Annotated in this window: 14 protein-coding genes; 9 read left to right on the top strand and 5 right to left on the bottom strand. The window is 61.3% G+C overall.

Features of this window, described 5'->3' with window-relative positions; all coding sequences use genetic code 11:
* Window positions 1-171: 171 nt before the first annotated feature.
* A complete protein-coding gene (locus OO25_RS13075; protein ID WP_040180607.1) occupies window positions 172-1,053 on the top strand; it encodes a zinc-ribbon domain-containing protein in 882 nt (293 codons plus the stop codon).
* Between the two features lie 55 nt (window positions 1,054-1,108).
* Here OO25_RS13075 and OO25_RS13080 read toward each other — a convergent pair whose 3' ends face one another.
* The 4 genes from OO25_RS13080 to argH all read right to left on the bottom strand — a co-directional run bounded on the left by OO25_RS13080 (window position 1,109) and on the right by argH (window position 6,954).
* Entirely contained in the window at window positions 1,109-3,922 is a 2,814-nt protein-coding gene (locus tag OO25_RS13080; protein ID WP_040180608.1) for a DUF4175 domain-containing protein, read from the bottom strand.
* Window positions 3,923-3,974: 52 nt separating this feature from the next.
* On the bottom strand, window positions 3,975-5,240 hold the full coding sequence (gene lysA, locus OO25_RS13085) for a diaminopimelate decarboxylase (protein WP_040180609.1): 1,266 nt from the start codon (window positions 5,238-5,240) through the stop codon (window positions 3,975-3,977).
* A gap of 52 nt (window positions 5,241-5,292) precedes the next feature.
* The gene (locus tag OO25_RS13090; RefSeq protein ID WP_014873451.1) at window positions 5,293-5,478 is read right to left on the bottom strand and encodes a hypothetical protein; all 186 of its coding nucleotides are present in this window, start codon (window positions 5,476-5,478) and stop codon (window positions 5,293-5,295) included.
* 81 nt (window positions 5,479-5,559) lie between these two features.
* Window positions 5,560-6,954 carry an argininosuccinate lyase gene (argH, locus tag OO25_RS13095; RefSeq protein ID WP_175304834.1) on the bottom strand — a complete coding sequence of 465 codons (1,395 nt, stop codon included), beginning with the start codon at window positions 6,952-6,954 and terminating at the stop codon, window positions 5,560-5,562.
* Between the two features lie 22 nt (window positions 6,955-6,976).
* Between argH and OO25_RS13100 the strand changes: the two genes are divergently transcribed.
* The 8 genes from OO25_RS13100 to OO25_RS13135 all read left to right on the top strand — a co-directional run bounded on the left by OO25_RS13100 (window position 6,977) and on the right by OO25_RS13135 (window position 14,524).
* A complete protein-coding gene (locus OO25_RS13100; protein ID WP_175304835.1) occupies window positions 6,977-7,540 on the top strand; it encodes a TlpA disulfide reductase family protein in 564 nt (187 codons plus the stop codon).
* A gap of 118 nt (window positions 7,541-7,658) precedes the next feature.
* The gene (locus OO25_RS13105; RefSeq protein WP_040171767.1) at window positions 7,659-8,099 is read left to right on the top strand and encodes a hypothetical protein; all 441 of its coding nucleotides are present in this window, start codon (window positions 7,659-7,661) and stop codon (window positions 8,097-8,099) included.
* Window positions 8,092-9,027: a sterol desaturase family protein gene (locus OO25_RS13110; RefSeq protein WP_040171266.1), complete on the top strand. Its 936-nt coding sequence runs from the start codon at window positions 8,092-8,094 to the stop codon at window positions 9,025-9,027. Before OO25_RS13105 ends, OO25_RS13110 begins: the two co-directional genes overlap by 8 nt.
* A 136-nt stretch (window positions 9,028-9,163) precedes the next feature.
* A complete protein-coding gene (locus OO25_RS13115) occupies window positions 9,164-9,985 on the top strand; it encodes an EAL domain-containing protein (RefSeq protein ID WP_096788521.1) in 822 nt (273 codons plus the stop codon).
* 296 nt (window positions 9,986-10,281) lie between these two features.
* On the top strand, window positions 10,282-11,457 hold the full coding sequence (locus OO25_RS13120) for an acetyl-CoA C-acetyltransferase (protein WP_040171273.1): 1,176 nt from the start codon (window positions 10,282-10,284) through the stop codon (window positions 11,455-11,457).
* A 205-nt stretch (window positions 11,458-11,662) separates the two neighbouring features.
* Complete coding sequence (gene phbB, locus OO25_RS13125) at window positions 11,663-12,385, top strand: acetoacetyl-CoA reductase (protein ID WP_014873444.1); 723 nt, start codon at window positions 11,663-11,665, stop codon at window positions 12,383-12,385.
* Window positions 12,386-12,719: 334 nt separating this feature from the next.
* Window positions 12,720-13,661, top strand: coding sequence for a transcriptional regulator GcvA (gene gcvA, locus OO25_RS13130; protein WP_040180614.1), 942 nt, complete (start codon window positions 12,720-12,722; stop codon window positions 13,659-13,661).
* Window positions 13,658-14,524, top strand: a complete 867-nt coding sequence (locus tag OO25_RS13135) for a DMT family transporter (protein WP_040180616.1) — start codon at window positions 13,658-13,660, stop codon at window positions 14,522-14,524. Before gcvA ends, OO25_RS13135 begins: the two co-directional genes overlap by 4 nt.
* 115 nt (window positions 14,525-14,639) lie before the next feature.
* On the opposite strand, the gene OO25_RS13140 is transcribed toward OO25_RS13135, so the two are convergent.
* A complete protein-coding gene (locus OO25_RS13140; RefSeq protein ID WP_014873441.1) occupies window positions 14,640-14,819 on the bottom strand; it encodes a YdcH family protein in 180 nt (59 codons plus the stop codon).
* Window positions 14,820-14,856 lie beyond the last annotated feature (37 nt).

Here is a 14,856-nt window from a genome sequence, read left to right on the forward strand (position 1 = left end):
GTTTCAATGGTCGGCGCTGTTGCCATGCTGCGCCCTCTGGAAACAGTCGACGCTGGTCGACGCGATTGGCTCTTTCGTGGAAAGGCGGAACTGCCTATGATTATTCAACAATCACACGCCGACAGCCGCCCGGACCCCCCCGGAGCCACCCCAGGTCCCAAGGAGTGACCCATGCGACTGACATGTCCGAACTGTGCCGCCCAGTATGAGGTGCCGGATGATGTAATCCCTGATGACGGCCGCGACGTGCAATGTTCCAATTGCGGGCAGACGTGGTTTCAGGCTGGCCGTGCGCTGGACGCAGATGACGCTGAGAGCGCGCCAGCAGCAGGCCCGGATCTCGCTGACCTGCCGCCGGATGCAGATACGCCCGCATCTCATATCTCCGATCAGGACCCGCTGACCAAAGACGCAGACGACGGTATCGCCGAAGAGACCGATCTGCCCCCCGCTGAGGCAGCGTCCGAAGATCACCCCGCCGAAGAGGACACAGCCGAGGATCGCGCCCCCGACGTCGCAGCCACTGCGCGCGGTCTGGATCCGGCAATCAGCGATATCCTGCGCGAAGAGGCTGAGCGCGAAGCGAACCTGCGTGCCGCTGAAAACAGCCCTCTGCAAACCCAGACAGATCTGGGGCTTGATTCACTGCCTGAGGAAGAATCGGCGCGACGTGCCCGCGAAGCCCGCGAACAGATGGCCCGGATGCGCGGCGAGGATCCGCAGCAGCTGGCAACTGCTGAGACTGAATCCCGCCGTGGACTGTTGCCGAATATTGATGAGATCAATTCCACCCTGCGCTCAGGTGAGGGCACTGCAGCGCCTATCGCCCCCCCGATGGATACAGCACCGCCCAAGAAAAAGCGCAACTTCGCCCGCGGCTTTGCCTTCGCCCTGCTGATCGCGCTGGCCCTTGCTATGGCCTATGACAATGCGCCGCTGATCGCACAGAAACTGCCACAGGCTGATCCCTATCTCAGCACTTATGTCGCCAAGGTGGATGCCGCGCGGTTGTGGCTGGATATGCAGGTGCGCGCCTTCACAGTGCAGCAATAACGCTATTGCGCTCCGGCTTGGAAAACGCCCAAACGTGGTGGCGCCCCCGGCCTTATCAAAACCGATCAAGTAGCCGCTCAAGATAGCTGCGTTCGGTGTCGCTGCGGCTGCGTTCACCGGCCCGGCGGCGAATTTCTTCCAGCAGGTCCCAGGCGCGGCGATAGGCCTGACCCTCGCTGAACTGCCCGTCCGAGACCCCGCCGTCCCCCTGCTCGCCATTGCGCCGACCCAGCGGGTCCATGCGATTGCCCTGCGCCGAGGTATTGGCGCGCCCCTGTCCCTGCTGCTGTCCGGGCTGTTGCTGTTCTGCCATCGCTTCGCCAAGCGCCCGCATGCCCTCGCGCAGCGCCTCCATGGCGTCGGATTGCCGGTCGATGGCCTCTGCCAGATCCCCCTGTCGCAGCGCCTCCTCAGCACCGTCCATGGCACGCCCGGCATCATCCAAAGCATCCCGCGTCGCCTGATCCCCTTCGCCATTGCCCAATGGCAGACCGTTGCGCTGCGCACGCAGCTGATCCCTGAGGGCCTGCTGGCGATCTGCAAGGGAACCACCGAGGCCACGACGCCCACCCGACTGGGCTGCATCGCCACCGCTCTGCCCCCCTTCGGCGTCAGGTGCGCGCTGCCCCTGCCCCCCCTGGCCGGGCTGTCGCTCCCCGCCGGGAGTACCAGCACCCGGTCGGTCGCCCTGCCCCCCTTGATTGCCCTGTCCGCCCTCATGGGACTGTCCACGGCCCAGACCGCCATTGCGTCCTTCGTTGCCTTCGCTTTCGCCACGACGGGCGCCGGGGTTGAATTGCTCCTGTAAGTCGCGGAAGGCCTGATCTGACAAGCCCTGCTGTTCGCGCAGGGTATCGGCCAGCCCGTCCATGCTTTGCTCACCGGGAGACCCATCCTGCCCTTGCTGCCCCTCGGTCACGCGCATGTTCTCCATCATCTGCTGGAACTCGCGCAGCGCCTGTTCAGCCTCGGCCATGCGACCCTGTTCCATCAGCTCCTGAATCCGGTCCATCATCGCCTGCAAGTCCTGCTGGCTCAACTGCATCGCGTTCTCATCCGGGGCGCCCTGCTGCTCGCCCTGATTACCCTGCTCTTGTGCCTGCCGCTGCAACTGGCGCAGATAGTCCTGCGTCGCATCGCGCAGCTGCTGCATCAGGCGGGCAATCTCTTCCTCGCTGGCGCCATCCCGCATCGCCTGGCTCAGCTGCTCCTGCGCCCGTTGCATCCGCGCCATGGCATCTCCGACATCTCCCTCTTCAAGCTGAACAGCCAGATCCCAGAGCGCCTCAGCAAGATCTTCCTGCTGGTCCGGCCCCAAAGTGCCTGCCGTGCTATGCTGCTCAAGTCGGCGCAAAATGGTACGTAGGCGAAGGTAATCACCGTGATCGCGAAACACCTCAGCCGGGTAGGTCGACAGGGTGCGCAGAATTTGCGCCACCCTTGGCGCATTGGCGCGCGCCCAGAGGAGATCGCGCCGCTGCTCTGCTACCGCAGCGGCCATAGGATCAAAGAAGCGACGGGTCACAAGCGGCGCGCTCAGCGGTTCGGCCTTGGCCTCCTGACCAGCGGCATCCTGTGCAACCATCCGGTAGGTGACCGGCATATTCGCCCAGGGATGCTTGGCAAAGGTCTCAATCATCTGTTCATCAAACGCACGGCGATCGCCGCTCAGTGGCAGCGGCAGGTCCAGCACAATCGGATCACGCGCATCCGGCGTCACCGCCAATCCGTGACGACGATCCAGCGCGTCCATATCCAGTGAAACCTCCACCTGCCCGCCAGCGACGCCGTAGTCATCGCTCGCGGTATAGGCCAGCGATGTGGTGTCATCGGGTTCAAGCGTCGGGTCACCGATGATGGCAATGCTCGGAGGCTGATCCTTGAGCAGCGTGACATCCCAACTGCGTCCGCCTGGACCGTTGATCGCGAGCGTGCCGTCACGGGTAATCTCAAAACTCTGTTCGGCGGCAGCGGCAGACGGCAGGTCACCGACACGTCCGGAAATGGTCTCGTCCAGCGTCAGATCGCCGACCTCACCATAAAATCGCAGGGTAAGGCGGCTGTTCTCCGGCAGGTTCAGTGCAGTCTCCGTCTGATCATTGAGATAGAGCACCGGAAGCCCAGTGTAGCGTGGCGGCTCGATCCAGCCTTCCCAGGTCGGTCCCGTGGCAGCCGCAACCGCGCCGGGGGTGATCTCGCCAAGGGTGCCGACCCGCCAGATGGAGCCGAACAACACTGCCACCGCCAGCGCCAACATCGCCAGATAGCGCAGCGCAAACGGATCCGCACGCGCAACGGAGAGATTGGGTTTCGGAGCTTTGGCCGCAGCGGCGCGGGCCTGCATCCGCTGCTGGTGCGCCTGCCAGAGCGCTTGCGATGCAGGGTCATCAGAACCAATAGCCTGCGCATCCAGCAGTGCCGCAATCGGATGTCCGGGAACCGTCATATCCAATCGCGCCAGAGTGTCCGACAGACGAGGCCAAGTAAAGCGCCAGACCCCAAAAACAAACGCTGCCGCAGCGGCGAGGACCAGCACAACCGCGCCGACCCAGACCAGCTCCACCGGCAGCTCCTCATGGAGGCCAAGCATCATCGCGGCAAGCGCCAGCATCACCAGAGAGGACAAGGGCCAGAAGGCGCGCACCAGCCGTTCCGACAGCAGGCCAAGCCACGTCAATCGCAGGGACCAGCGCAATCGCGCCAAACGCGGATCAGAGAGTTGCAGGCCAGATGATGTCGAATCTCGGATCGCCTCGCCGCCACCTGCCCCCCATGGACGCCCGGAATCTGCCCTATCGCGCCCCGGAGAACCGGGCGCGGTTGCAGATCTGTCGTCAGCCTTGCGGCGGAACTTGGGGGTCTTCACCATGCGGGCGGCGCCTCCGTCTGGCCCTGCGCCGCGCCAGATGCCGCGAAACCCGTCAGAGCCACTCAGGGATGGTATCGCGGTTTATCATTTCGTCAAAGTCCGGACGTCGGCGGATAACCGCGAATTGATCCCCGTGCACCAGGACTTCGGGGATGAGCGGACGCGAATTATATTCGCTGGCCATCACCGCCCCATAAGCACCTGCACTGCGGAAGGCGACCAAATCCCCCGCCTCAAGTGGCGGCATATCGCGATGGCGGGCAAAGGTATCGCCGGTTTCGCAGACCGGGCCAACAATGTCATAGGCCCGCTGTTCGATCCCGGCCCCCGGTTCGATGACCGGGACGATATCATGATATGCCTCATACATCGCGGGGCGGATCAGATCATTCATCGCACCGTCAATGATCAGGAAATCCCGGTCTTCCCCGGATTTCACATAGATCACCTTGCTCACCATGATCCCCGCGTTGCCCGCGATAAGACGCCCCGGTTCAATCTCAATCTCACACCCAAGGTGCCCCAATGTGCGCTGCACCATGGCACCATATTCAACCGGCAGCGGCGGTGTATCATTGGAGCGGGTGTAGGGAATGCCCAAGCCACCGCCGAGATCCAGCCGGTGGATATCATGCCCGTCAGCGCGCAACTGTTCGGTCAGCTCCGCCACCTTCTGATAGGCCAGTTCAAACGGGGCCAACTCGGTCAGTTGCGATCCGATGTGGACATCGATGCCGATCACTTTCAGCCCCGGCAGGCTGGCGGCGCGGGCATAGACCTCGCGCGCGCGGGCAATCGGGATGCCAAATTTGTTCTCGGATTTTCCGGTGGCAATCTTGGCGTGAGTTTTGGCATCAACATCAGGGTTCACACGCACGGTGATAGGCGCCACCACGCCCAGCTCCAGCGCCACGGCGTTGATCACATCCATTTCCGGCTCGGATTCGACGTTGAACTGGCGAATGCCGCCGCTAAGTGCGGTGCGGATCTCGTCCTGCGTCTTGCCGACGCCCGAAAACACGATCCTGTCGCCCGGTACCCCGGCAGCCTTCGCGCGCAGATATTCGCCCTGGCTCACCACATCCATGCCCGCTCCGGCCTGTGCCAGCGTCTTCAGGATCGCCTGATTGCTGGCGGCCTTCATCGCGTAGCAGACCAGATGATCCATCCCCTTCAGCGCGTCATCGAAGAGATGGAAGTGGCGCAGCAGCGTCGCGGTGGAGTACAGGTAGAACGGGGTGCCCACAGCGGCCGCGATCTCGGCCACCGGCACATCTTCGGCGTAAAGCGCGCCGTCACGATAGAGAAAATGATCCATAGATCGCGCTTAGACCAGAACCGGGGCGCGGATCAAATGATTCCGCGCTGCATCACACGCCAAGATAAACGCTGAGCGGCCCCTTGTGCAGACCAAGGCTGCCGCCTGCGTGCACACCGCTGCTGGAAACACCGACGCCTGCGTTCAGAGAGGGGCGCACCGGTTCGCCGTCAACACCGCAGGCTGCCAGTCCAGCGCAGGCTGCCAGCGCACATAGGATCAAAACGGGTTTTGCCATGGTGACCTCTTTCGACGTTGGCCTCTACTCAGTTGGGCGGTTGCGGTCGGGTTTCGCCTTCTGACCGCAACCTTGCTGCCGTCAATCGGACAGGACATCCTGCCAGCGGGCGATCTGCGCGCGGACCTGCGCCGGTGCCGTGCCGCCATAAGACATGCGCGAGTTTACCGAATTTTCGACGCCAAGCACAGAGAAGATGTCTTCGGTGATGCCTTCGTGAACGCCCTGCATGTCCGCCAGCGTCAGGTCCGGCAGGTCGCAACCACGGCTCTCGGCCATCGCCACAAGCGTCCCGGTCACGTGGTGGGCGTCGCGGAACGGCACCTTCAGCACCCGCACCATCCAGTCTGCGAGGTCAGTCGCTGTGGAAAAACCAGACCCTGCGGCGGCGGCCAAAGATTCGCGGTTGCCGGTCATGTCCTTGACCATGCCTTCCATCGCCGCCAGCGCCAGCATCCAGTTATCGGCAGCGTCGAAAACCTGTTCCTTGTCTTCCTGCATGTCCTTGGAATAGGCTAGCGGCAGCCCCTTCATCACCATCATCAGCGCGGTATTGGCACCGAAAATGCGGCCCACCTTGGCGCGGATCAGCTCGGCCGCGTCCGGGTTCTTCTTCTGCGGCATAATGGATGAGCCGGTGGAGAACCGGTCGCTGAGGGTCACGAAACGGAACTGCGCCGAGGACCAGATCACCAGCTCTTCGGCAAAGCGGCTGAGGTGCATGGCGCAGATCGAGGCACAGGACAGGAACTCCAGCGCGAAGTCGCGGTCGGAAACCGCGTCCAGCGAGTTGGCCGCCGGGCGGTCAAACCCCAGCGCCTTTGCCGTCATCTCCCGGTCGATCGGGAAGGAAGTGCCTGCCAGGGCTGCCGCGCCCAGCGGCGATTCGTTCATGCGCTTGCGTGCGTCGCGCACGCGGGACAAATCACGGCCGAACATTTCCACATAAGCCATCATGTGGTGGCCCCAGGTTACCGGCTGCGCGGTTTGCAGATGGGTGAAGCCCGGCATCACCCAATCGGCGCCTACCTCAGCCTGCGACAGAAGCGCGCGGATCAGCGCCAGAAGGCCGCTTTCGGCTGCGTCCAGCTGGTCGCGCACCCAGAGTTTAAAATCGGTCGCCACCTGGTCATTGCGGCTGCGGCCCGTGTGCAGACGGCCTGCAGGCTCTCCGATGACCTCCTTCAGGCGGGCCTCCACATTCATGTGGATGTCTTCCAGGGCGGTGGAAAACTGAAAAGTTCCGCCCTCGATCTCTGACAAAACGGTGAGCAGCCCTTCCCGAATGGCCTCAGCATCATTATCCGTAATAACGCCTGTCGCGGCCAACATCGCCGCATGGGCCCTGGAGCCGGCAATGTCCTGCGCTGCCATCCGCTTGTCGAACCCGATCGAGGCGTTGATCGCCTCCATGATCGCGTCCGGGCCAGCGGCAAAGCGGCCGCCCCACATCTGGTTCGAGGATTGATCTGTCATGGTGTGGAACCCCGGAGATAATATGCGTCTGTTACGTCAGCTTTCCCTTTATATGGCCCTGACCTTGGGTGCAAATGCCGCCTTGGCCGCCGACCCGGTGGCGCTCGCGGATATGCGACAGGGCGACATGAAAAAACTGGTGCTCCATAGCGCCCCGAAACCTGTGTCCAGCGCAGAGTTTCAGCTGGCAGACGGCGCTGGCTCCGCAACGCTGGGGGATTACAAAGGCAAGATCGTGCTGCTGAACTTCTGGGCCACCTGGTGCGCGCCCTGCCGCAAGGAGATGCCCCAGCTGTCAGAGCTGCAAGAGGAATTTGGCGGTGACGATTTCGAGGTGCTGACGCTTGCCACCGGTCGCAACTCGCCTGCCGGTATCCAGAAGTTCTTTGACGATACCGGCATCACCAATCTCCCCCGTCATCAGGATCCCCGGCAGGCCGTAGCGCGTGAAATGGCGGTGTTGGGTTTGCCGATTACCGTTCTGCTCAACCGCGAGGGCGAAGAAATCGCCCGACTGCGCGGCGACGCCGAATGGAACTCTGACAGCGCCAAAGCCATCATTCAGGCGCTGATGGCCTCTGATTGACACTCAGAGCAATCGCTTGCCGAGCGGCCTGCCTGCGACAACGGCAGGCCGGTTGACCCTACGCCACCTTTGACAGGACCGCGCCCCTGCCGCCAATCTCGGCGGCAGGGAGGATATGATGCCGCTGGAGATCCTGATCGCAATGGTGCTGGTCGGCATTATTGTCATAGCTATTCTGCTACATTTTACTGGCCGGTCCGCGCCGGTACTCATGACGCGCGAGACGGCTGCTAGGGCATGGGCCCGCCACGATCCCGACTCCCGGATCCTCGATGCCCAGCCAAGCACTCTTGGCCATGCGGCCCTGATCGACACAGATACGGGGCTTGGTTTGGTCTGGTGTTTTGGTGCCGACACAATCGCCCGCCCGCTTGCCGGGTGCAGCCTGATGGATCACCCCAAAGGGCTCCGGGTTAGATTTGCCGATTTCGCCACCCCATCTGTGATGCTGCACCTGTCCGATAAGGAACGCGAGGGCTGGCGCCGCCGGATCCTGGCCGCAAGCGCCACCTCACAGCCCCCGACCGCCACAGAACAGAGAGACCAGACACATGCCTGATACGATCTCCTACCCTGATGTCACGCAATGGGCCGTTCCCTTTTTCATCGCGGCCATTCTGGCTGAGTTTCTCTGGATCGCGATCAAGCGGCGGGGTGGGCGCTATGAAACCCGGGATGCTGTCACCTCTCTGGTGATGGGGGCCGGCAGCGTTGCCTCAGGCATTGCCCTCGGTTTCATCGCTTGGGCGTTCTTCACGCTGCTGTGGCAGATTACGCCGCTGGACCTCGGCACCTCGGTCTGGGTGATTGCATTGTGTTTCGTTCTTGATGACCTGCGCTACTACTGGGTGCATCGGTTTGGGCATCGGGTGCGCTGGGTCTGGGCCAGCCATGTCAATCATCACTCCAGCCAGCACTACAACCTGACTACGGCACTGCGGCAGACGTGGACCGGCACCTTCACCTTCATGATGGTGGTGCGCGCGCCTCTGGTTCTGCTGGGGTTTCACCCGGCCATGGTGCTTTTCGTCGGGGGGATTAATCTGGTCTATCAGTTTTGGATCCACACCGAAGCAATTGACCGCATGCCCCGCTGGTTTGAGGCGGTGATGAACACGCCCAGTCACCACCGTGCCCATCATGGGCGCAATCCACGCTATCTCGATTGCAACTATGCCGGCGTCTTCATTATCTGGGACAAGATGTTTGGCACCTTCGTTCCCGAACAGGATCACGACCGTCCGGATTATGGTCTGGTCCACAACATCGGCACCTTTAACCCGCTGCGTGTGGCTTTTCACGAATGGGTCAGCATTTTCAAAGACATGACACAGCCGGGCCTGACGTTGCGGCAGCGACTGCTCTACGCCGTTGCGCCCCCTGGGTATAGCCACGATGGCAGTCGCGACAGCTCCGAGACGATCCGCGCCAAACATCTGCATCGCCATCCGGAGGACATTGGCAGCGCCGGGTTTGACAAGACCTGAGCACCGCCCCTCAATTTGGGTAAAATTGTCCCTTTAATGCAAGCGCAACGCTTTTGCGCCAAGGTGCAGCCTGATCCATATTGATCAGACCACGCCAGTGCCAAGGGATACACCCGTGAAGAAGAAGCAACAGGTCATGGCCGACATGCCGGAAGGCGGGGAAAATCCCCTGACCTCTGCGGTCGTCTCACGCGATCGGTCAACTCTCGACATGGTCAGCGATGCGATTCGCCACAACCAAACCATGCTCGCCTATCAACCCATCATGCAGGCCATGCCGCCGCAGGGCGTTGCCTTTTACGAGGGGTATATTCGTGTGCTGGACTCGACCGGTCGTGTGATCCCTGCACGTGAATTCATGCCACTGGTCGAGGATAAGGAGGAAGGCCGCGAACTGGATTGCCTCGCACTGGAACACGGTCTGAAGGCGCTCGCGCGCAGCCCGAATATCCGGCTCTCGATCAACATGTCAGCGCGATCTATCGGTTATCGGCGCTGGATGCGGGTTCTGGAACGCCACCTGAAGAAAGATCTCACACTGGGTGAGCGTCTGATGCTTGAGATCAGCGAAGCGTCCGCGATGGCGACGCCTGAGCTTGTGATCGATTTCATTGACCGGATGCAGAAACATGGCATCGCCTTCGCGCTTGATAATTTCGGTGCCGGGGCAACCGCTGTCAGCTACTTCCGGCAATTCTTCTTTGATGCGGTGAAAATCGACGGGCAGTTTGTGCGCAACATCCATGCCAGCCATGACAATCAGGCAGTGGTCCGCGCACTGGTCGGGATCGCAAAGCAGTTTGATATGCTCGTCGTTGCCGAATCCGTCGAAAGCCCGGCCGACGCAGAATTTCTGATCTCGATTGGGGTCGATTGCCTGCAAGGGTATCTATTTGGCGCCCCTTCTGTCAGCCCGCCTTGGCTAGAGGAGCTGCGGGAAAACAGCCGCGCCTCCTGAGCGCCGCCAAACTGCCATCCACCACCATGCCAGAAATGGCCGGATCCCGCCTGCGCGGATCGCCGCAAGGCAGCGTCGAATTGATCGCTTGGCAAATGCCCGGGCCTGTCACAGTATATTCGCCATAGTATTGATTGACACAGGCTCTCCCTGTGGGACACCTTGTGCGTGCTGCACCTGCAGCGAGATACACGGCCTTATTTAGAAAAGGCAGGGGGATCCCGGTTGCTGCGGCTGCGAAAAGCGGCCTGCTCAGTTGGCCTCCCGGGACGATGAATGGCAGAGGACCCTAACTGATGACCAATGTAGTAATTGCATCCGCCGCGCGCACCGCCGTCGGCAGCTTTGGTGGCGCATTCGCCAAGACCCCCGCTCATGATCTCGGCGCTGCGGTGCTGGAAGCTGTCGTAGAACGCGCCGGGATCGACAAATCCGAAGTCTCAGAAACCATTCTGGGCCAAGTATTGACGGCAGCGCAGGGACAGAACCCAGCCCGTCAGGCACATATCAACGCTGGGCTCCCTCAGGAATCCGCAGCTTGGGGTCTCAACCAGGTCTGCGGATCGGGGTTGCGGGCCGTGGCCTTGGCCGCTCAGCACATTCAGCTGGGCGACGCTGCTATCGTCTGCGCCGGCGGTCAGGAAAATATGACGCTCTCGCCGCATGCTGCAAATTTGCGTGCCGGTCACAAGATGGGCGATATGAGCTATATCGACACCATGATCCGCGATGGTCTTTGGGACGCCTTTAACGGCTACCACATGGGCCAGACCGCTGAGAATGTTGCCGAAAAATGGCAGATTTCCCGCGAGATGCAGGATGAGTTCGCCGTTGCCAGCCAGAACAAGGCCGAAGCGGCTCAGAAGGCGGGCAAATTTGCTGATGAAATCGCAGCCTTTACGGTCAAGACGCGCAAGGGCGATATCGTTGTGGATCAGGATGAATACATCCGCCACGGCGCCACCATCGAAGCCATGCAAAAACTGCGCCCGGCCTTCGCCAAGGATGGTTCGGTCACCGCCGCCAATGCCTCCGGCCTCAATGACGGTGCCGCTGCCACTCTGCTGATGAGTGCGGATGACGCCGAAAAGCGCGGCATTGAGCCTCTGGCGCGGATTGCCTCCTATGCCACCGCCGGGCTGGATCCGTCGATCATGGGTGTCGGCCCGATCTACGCCTCCCGCAAAGCACTGGAAAAGGCAGGCTGGTCCGTTGATGACCTTGATCTGGTGGAGGCGAACGAAGCCTTCGCAGCGCAGGCCTGCGCCGTGAACAAGGACATGGGCTGGGACCCGGCAATCGTGAACGTCAACGGCGGCGCCATCGCCATTGGTCACCCGATCGGGGCTTCTGGATGCCGCGTCCTCAACACCCTGCTATTCGAAATGAAGCGGCGCGACGCCAAAAAAGGGCTGGCAACCCTTTGTATCGGTGGCGGCATGGGTGTCGCCATGTGTGTGGAGCGCCCCTGAGGCGCAGACTGCTGACCATATCAAGGGCGCCCCGGTGGCGCCCTTTTCTATCTCTGGCATATTTTGCGATATCTTTGCGGAGCAAGGCGACGCGACGTTCACCTCAATGTCGACATAAGAAGAGATTTTCCGCACGCAATATAATTGCGTAATTCAAAACAAAATAGTAGCAAGATTACCAAGTCAAATAACGGAGGACTATTCCATGGCACGTAACGCACTCGTCACCGGCGGCTCTCGCGGCATCGGCGCAGCAATCTCTCAGGCGCTGAAGGCGGAGGGTTACACGGTGGCGGCGACCTATGCCGGCAATGATGAAGCGGCGGCAAAGTTCACCGAAGAGACCGGCATCAAGACCTACAAGTGGGACGTTGCCAGCTATGAGGATAGCGCTGCCGGTATCGCCAAGGTCGAAGCGGATATCGGCCCCATCGACATCGTGGTCGCCAATGCCGGCATCACCCGCGACGCCCCGTTCCACAAGATGACGCCGGAACAGTGGCAGCAGGTGATCGACACCAATCTCACCGGTGTGTTCAACACCGTGCACCCGATCTGGCCCGGCATGCGTGAGCGCAAATTCGGTCGCGTCATCGTGATTTCCTCAATCAACGGACAAAAGGGCCAGTTTGCGCAAGTGAACTATGCCGCTACCAAAGCCGGTGACCTTGGCATCGTGAAATCTCTGGCCCAAGAAGGCGCCCGTGCCGGCATCACCGCAAATGCCATCTGCCCCGGCTATATCGCAACTGAGATGGTGATGGCTGTTCCCGAGAAAGTCCGCGAATCGATCATCGGTCAGATCCCGGCAGGCCGCTTGGGTGAACCCGAGGAAATCGCCCGCTGTGTCGCCTTCCTCGCGTCGGAGGACTCAGGCTTCATCAACGGCTCAACCATCTCGGCAAACGGCGCGCAGTTCTTCGTCTGAGACCCAGAAAGCCAAAAACGGCAAGGGCCGGTCCTACGGGCCGGCCCTTTTCCAATCCCGTAAGGACATGCGCGCTATGCCCAGCGGGAAACCCCTGCACCCACTCGGCCAATACGGCGGGATGTAAATAAACGCGCCCAGAGTGCGCGAAGGACCTGACCGCGCTCTTCATGCGCGCGCTGCATGGCCAGTTTCACGGTACTATTGGCAGAATATTCCATCGTTTCGGCCTCCATTCAGATCAGTGTTGCTAACTTGACCTCAATATGGACCTTTCTTGCAAAAGCGACAAACGAGACTTTTCACGGCTTCAGTTAAGTATTACTGATGTCAAATGCCGGACCGCCTTCCCCCACTGACCGCCCTACGTGCCTTTGAGGCAGCTGCCCGCCACATGTCCTTTGCCCGGGCTGCGCAGGAGCTCAACGTGACGCCCGCCGCGTTGTCGTTCCAGATAAAATCACTTGAAGAGCATTTGGGCACACCGGTGTTTCGTCGGCTAAACCGCGCAGTGGAGCTGACCGCCGCAGGAACCGCCCTTGCGCCAGGAACATCCGATGGGTTCCAGGCTCTGACCGCCGCGTGGCGCACGGCCCTGCGCCTGCAAGACGACGGCGCGTTGACGGTTACCGCCGGCCCTGCCTTCACTGCCAAATGGCTGGCCCCGCGTTTCTATGAATTTGCCCGCGCCCATCCGGAGATTGATCTTCGGTTTTCCGCCAGCCTGCGCCGGGTTGACTTGATGCGTGACGACGTGGATGTGGCCATCCGCTTTGGCTATGGGCCCTACCCGGGTGTCTATTCGATGCCGCTTCCGGTCGAATGGGTCATGCCGGTGATGACGCCGGAGATCGCCAGGCAATACCCCACTGTCACTGCGCTGAAGGATGCGCCGTTGATACATGATGATTCACTGAATTTCATGTCACCACAACTTGATTGGGCAGCTTGGTTCAAGATGATGGGCGAGGAGTTCATCCCGACCCATGGCGCGCGCTTCAGCAACGCCGATCACGCGGTAGACGCGGCGTTGGCCGGTGCCGGAGTGGCCTTGGGAAGACGTGCGCTGGTGGTAAAGGACATCGCCGAAGGACGGCTGGTTGCACCGTTCAGAACGGCATTAACAGGCAAGGCCCGCTTTAGCTTTCTGTGCCAGAAGGGAGCCGAGAACCGCCCGCAAATTGTCGCCTTCCGAGATTGGATCCTCGCCGAGATCGAAAAGACGGCTGAAGTATCCGAAGGATTGACCATCGTCTCCGTGGACAGCCTTACATGAGCAGAAATCGCGCAACCGCCATCGGATTTATCGCTGTGTTGCTTTGGTCTCTGCTGGCGGTTTTCACCGTTGGCACGGCCCCAACCCCGCCACTGTTGTTGAATGCGCTGTGCTTCACCATCGGCGGTTCGCTGGGGCTGGTCTGGTGCTGGCGCAGTGGCGGCCTTACCGCATTGCGGGCGGTGTCTTGGCGGGTCTACCTCTTTGGCAGTCTGGGCCTCTTTGGTTATCACGCGCTCTATTTTTCTGCCCTGCGGCTGGCCCCCGCCGCTGAGGCCGGATTGATCGCCTACCTCTGGCCATTGCTGATCGTGCTGTTCTCCGGCCTGTTGCCTGGTGAGACCCTGCGGGCCGGACATCTCTTCGGGGCTATTTTGGGGTTTGCAGGGGCCGCCGCCATAATCACCGGCGGCGGCGCGAAGTTTGATGCCGCTGCCCTTCCGGGATACGCGCTGGCGCTGCTCTGCGCCTTGACCTGGTCCGGCTATTCCGTTCTGGCGCGGCGGCTCGGGACCGCGCCCACCAGCACCGTTGCCGTGTTCTGTCTGATCACGGCCGTGGCCTCCTGGCTGCTGCATTTCGCGCTCGAGGACAGCCAGTGGCCAATTGGCATCGCAGGTTGGGGCGCAACACTGGCGCTGGGGTTGGGCCCGGTTGGGCTGGCGTTCTACGTCTGGGACATCGGTGTGAAACAGGGCGACATCCAATTGCTGGGCACCAGCTCATATGCGGCGCCGCTTCTCTCAACCCTGATCCTGGTGCTGGTCGGAATTGCCCCTGCCACCTGGACGCTGGCCATTGCAGCCTGCCTGATCACGGGTGGAGCTGTTATTGCCGCCCGCGCCAACAGAGGTCTGTCCTAGCGGGTGCAATCGAAAAGGGGTCACCAGCCGCGCTGATGACCCCCTCACATCCTACTTTCAAGCTCCCGGTACCGCAGCGGTGGGGCCGCAGGTCACACGGGAGACAAGGTGCCCCTCAGACGGCTAGCTCCTCCGTCGAGAGGCGTTCAATTTCTTCTTTCAGCTTTAGTTTCTGCTTCTTCATCGACGCGATACTTAGCCCGTCTGTCGCGGGCGAACGTTGCGCGTGTTCGACTTCCATGCTCAGGTGCTCGTGCTTCTTCTTAAGTTCGGTGAGATGCGAGCTGAGGCTCATGTCATTCCTCCTTCTTTGAGCGTGTTGCGTACAAACT

Source organism: Phaeobacter sp. S60, assembly GCF_000826845.1.
GTDB classification, from domain to species: domain Bacteria; phylum Pseudomonadota; class Alphaproteobacteria; order Rhodobacterales; family Rhodobacteraceae; genus Phaeobacter; species Phaeobacter piscinae.

Excerpts from the sequence above, each read along its gene's own strand:
- OO25_RS13075 (WP_040180607.1), top strand. The coding sequence starts at position 172 with ATGCGACTGACATGTCCGAACTGTGCCGCCCAGTATGAGGTGCCGGAT.
- OO25_RS13080 (WP_040180608.1), bottom strand. The coding sequence starts at position 3,922 with ATGGTGAAGACCCCCAAGTTCCGCCGCAAGGCTGACGACAGATCTGCA.
- lysA (WP_040180609.1), bottom strand. The coding sequence starts at position 5,240 with ATGGATCATTTTCTCTATCGTGACGGCGCGCTTTACGCCGAAGATGTG.
- OO25_RS13090 (WP_014873451.1), bottom strand. The coding sequence starts at position 5,478 with ATGGCAAAACCCGTTTTGATCCTATGTGCGCTGGCAGCCTGCGCTGGA.
- argH (WP_175304834.1), bottom strand. The coding sequence starts at position 6,954 with ATGACAGATCAATCCTCGAACCAGATGTGGGGCGGCCGCTTTGCCGCT.
- OO25_RS13100 (WP_175304835.1), top strand. The coding sequence starts at position 6,977 with ATGCGTCTGTTACGTCAGCTTTCCCTTTATATGGCCCTGACCTTGGGT.
- OO25_RS13105 (WP_040171767.1), top strand. The coding sequence starts at position 7,659 with ATGCCGCTGGAGATCCTGATCGCAATGGTGCTGGTCGGCATTATTGTC.
- OO25_RS13110 (WP_040171266.1), top strand. The coding sequence starts at position 8,092 with ATGCCTGATACGATCTCCTACCCTGATGTCACGCAATGGGCCGTTCCC.
- OO25_RS13115 (WP_096788521.1), top strand. The coding sequence starts at position 9,164 with ATGGCCGACATGCCGGAAGGCGGGGAAAATCCCCTGACCTCTGCGGTC.
- OO25_RS13120 (WP_040171273.1), top strand. The coding sequence starts at position 10,282 with ATGACCAATGTAGTAATTGCATCCGCCGCGCGCACCGCCGTCGGCAGC.
- phbB (WP_014873444.1), top strand. The coding sequence starts at position 11,663 with ATGGCACGTAACGCACTCGTCACCGGCGGCTCTCGCGGCATCGGCGCA.
- gcvA (WP_040180614.1), top strand. The coding sequence starts at position 12,720 with ATGCCGGACCGCCTTCCCCCACTGACCGCCCTACGTGCCTTTGAGGCA.
- OO25_RS13135 (WP_040180616.1), top strand. The coding sequence starts at position 13,658 with ATGAGCAGAAATCGCGCAACCGCCATCGGATTTATCGCTGTGTTGCTT.
- OO25_RS13140 (WP_014873441.1), bottom strand. The coding sequence starts at position 14,819 with ATGAGCCTCAGCTCGCATCTCACCGAACTTAAGAAGAAGCACGAGCAC.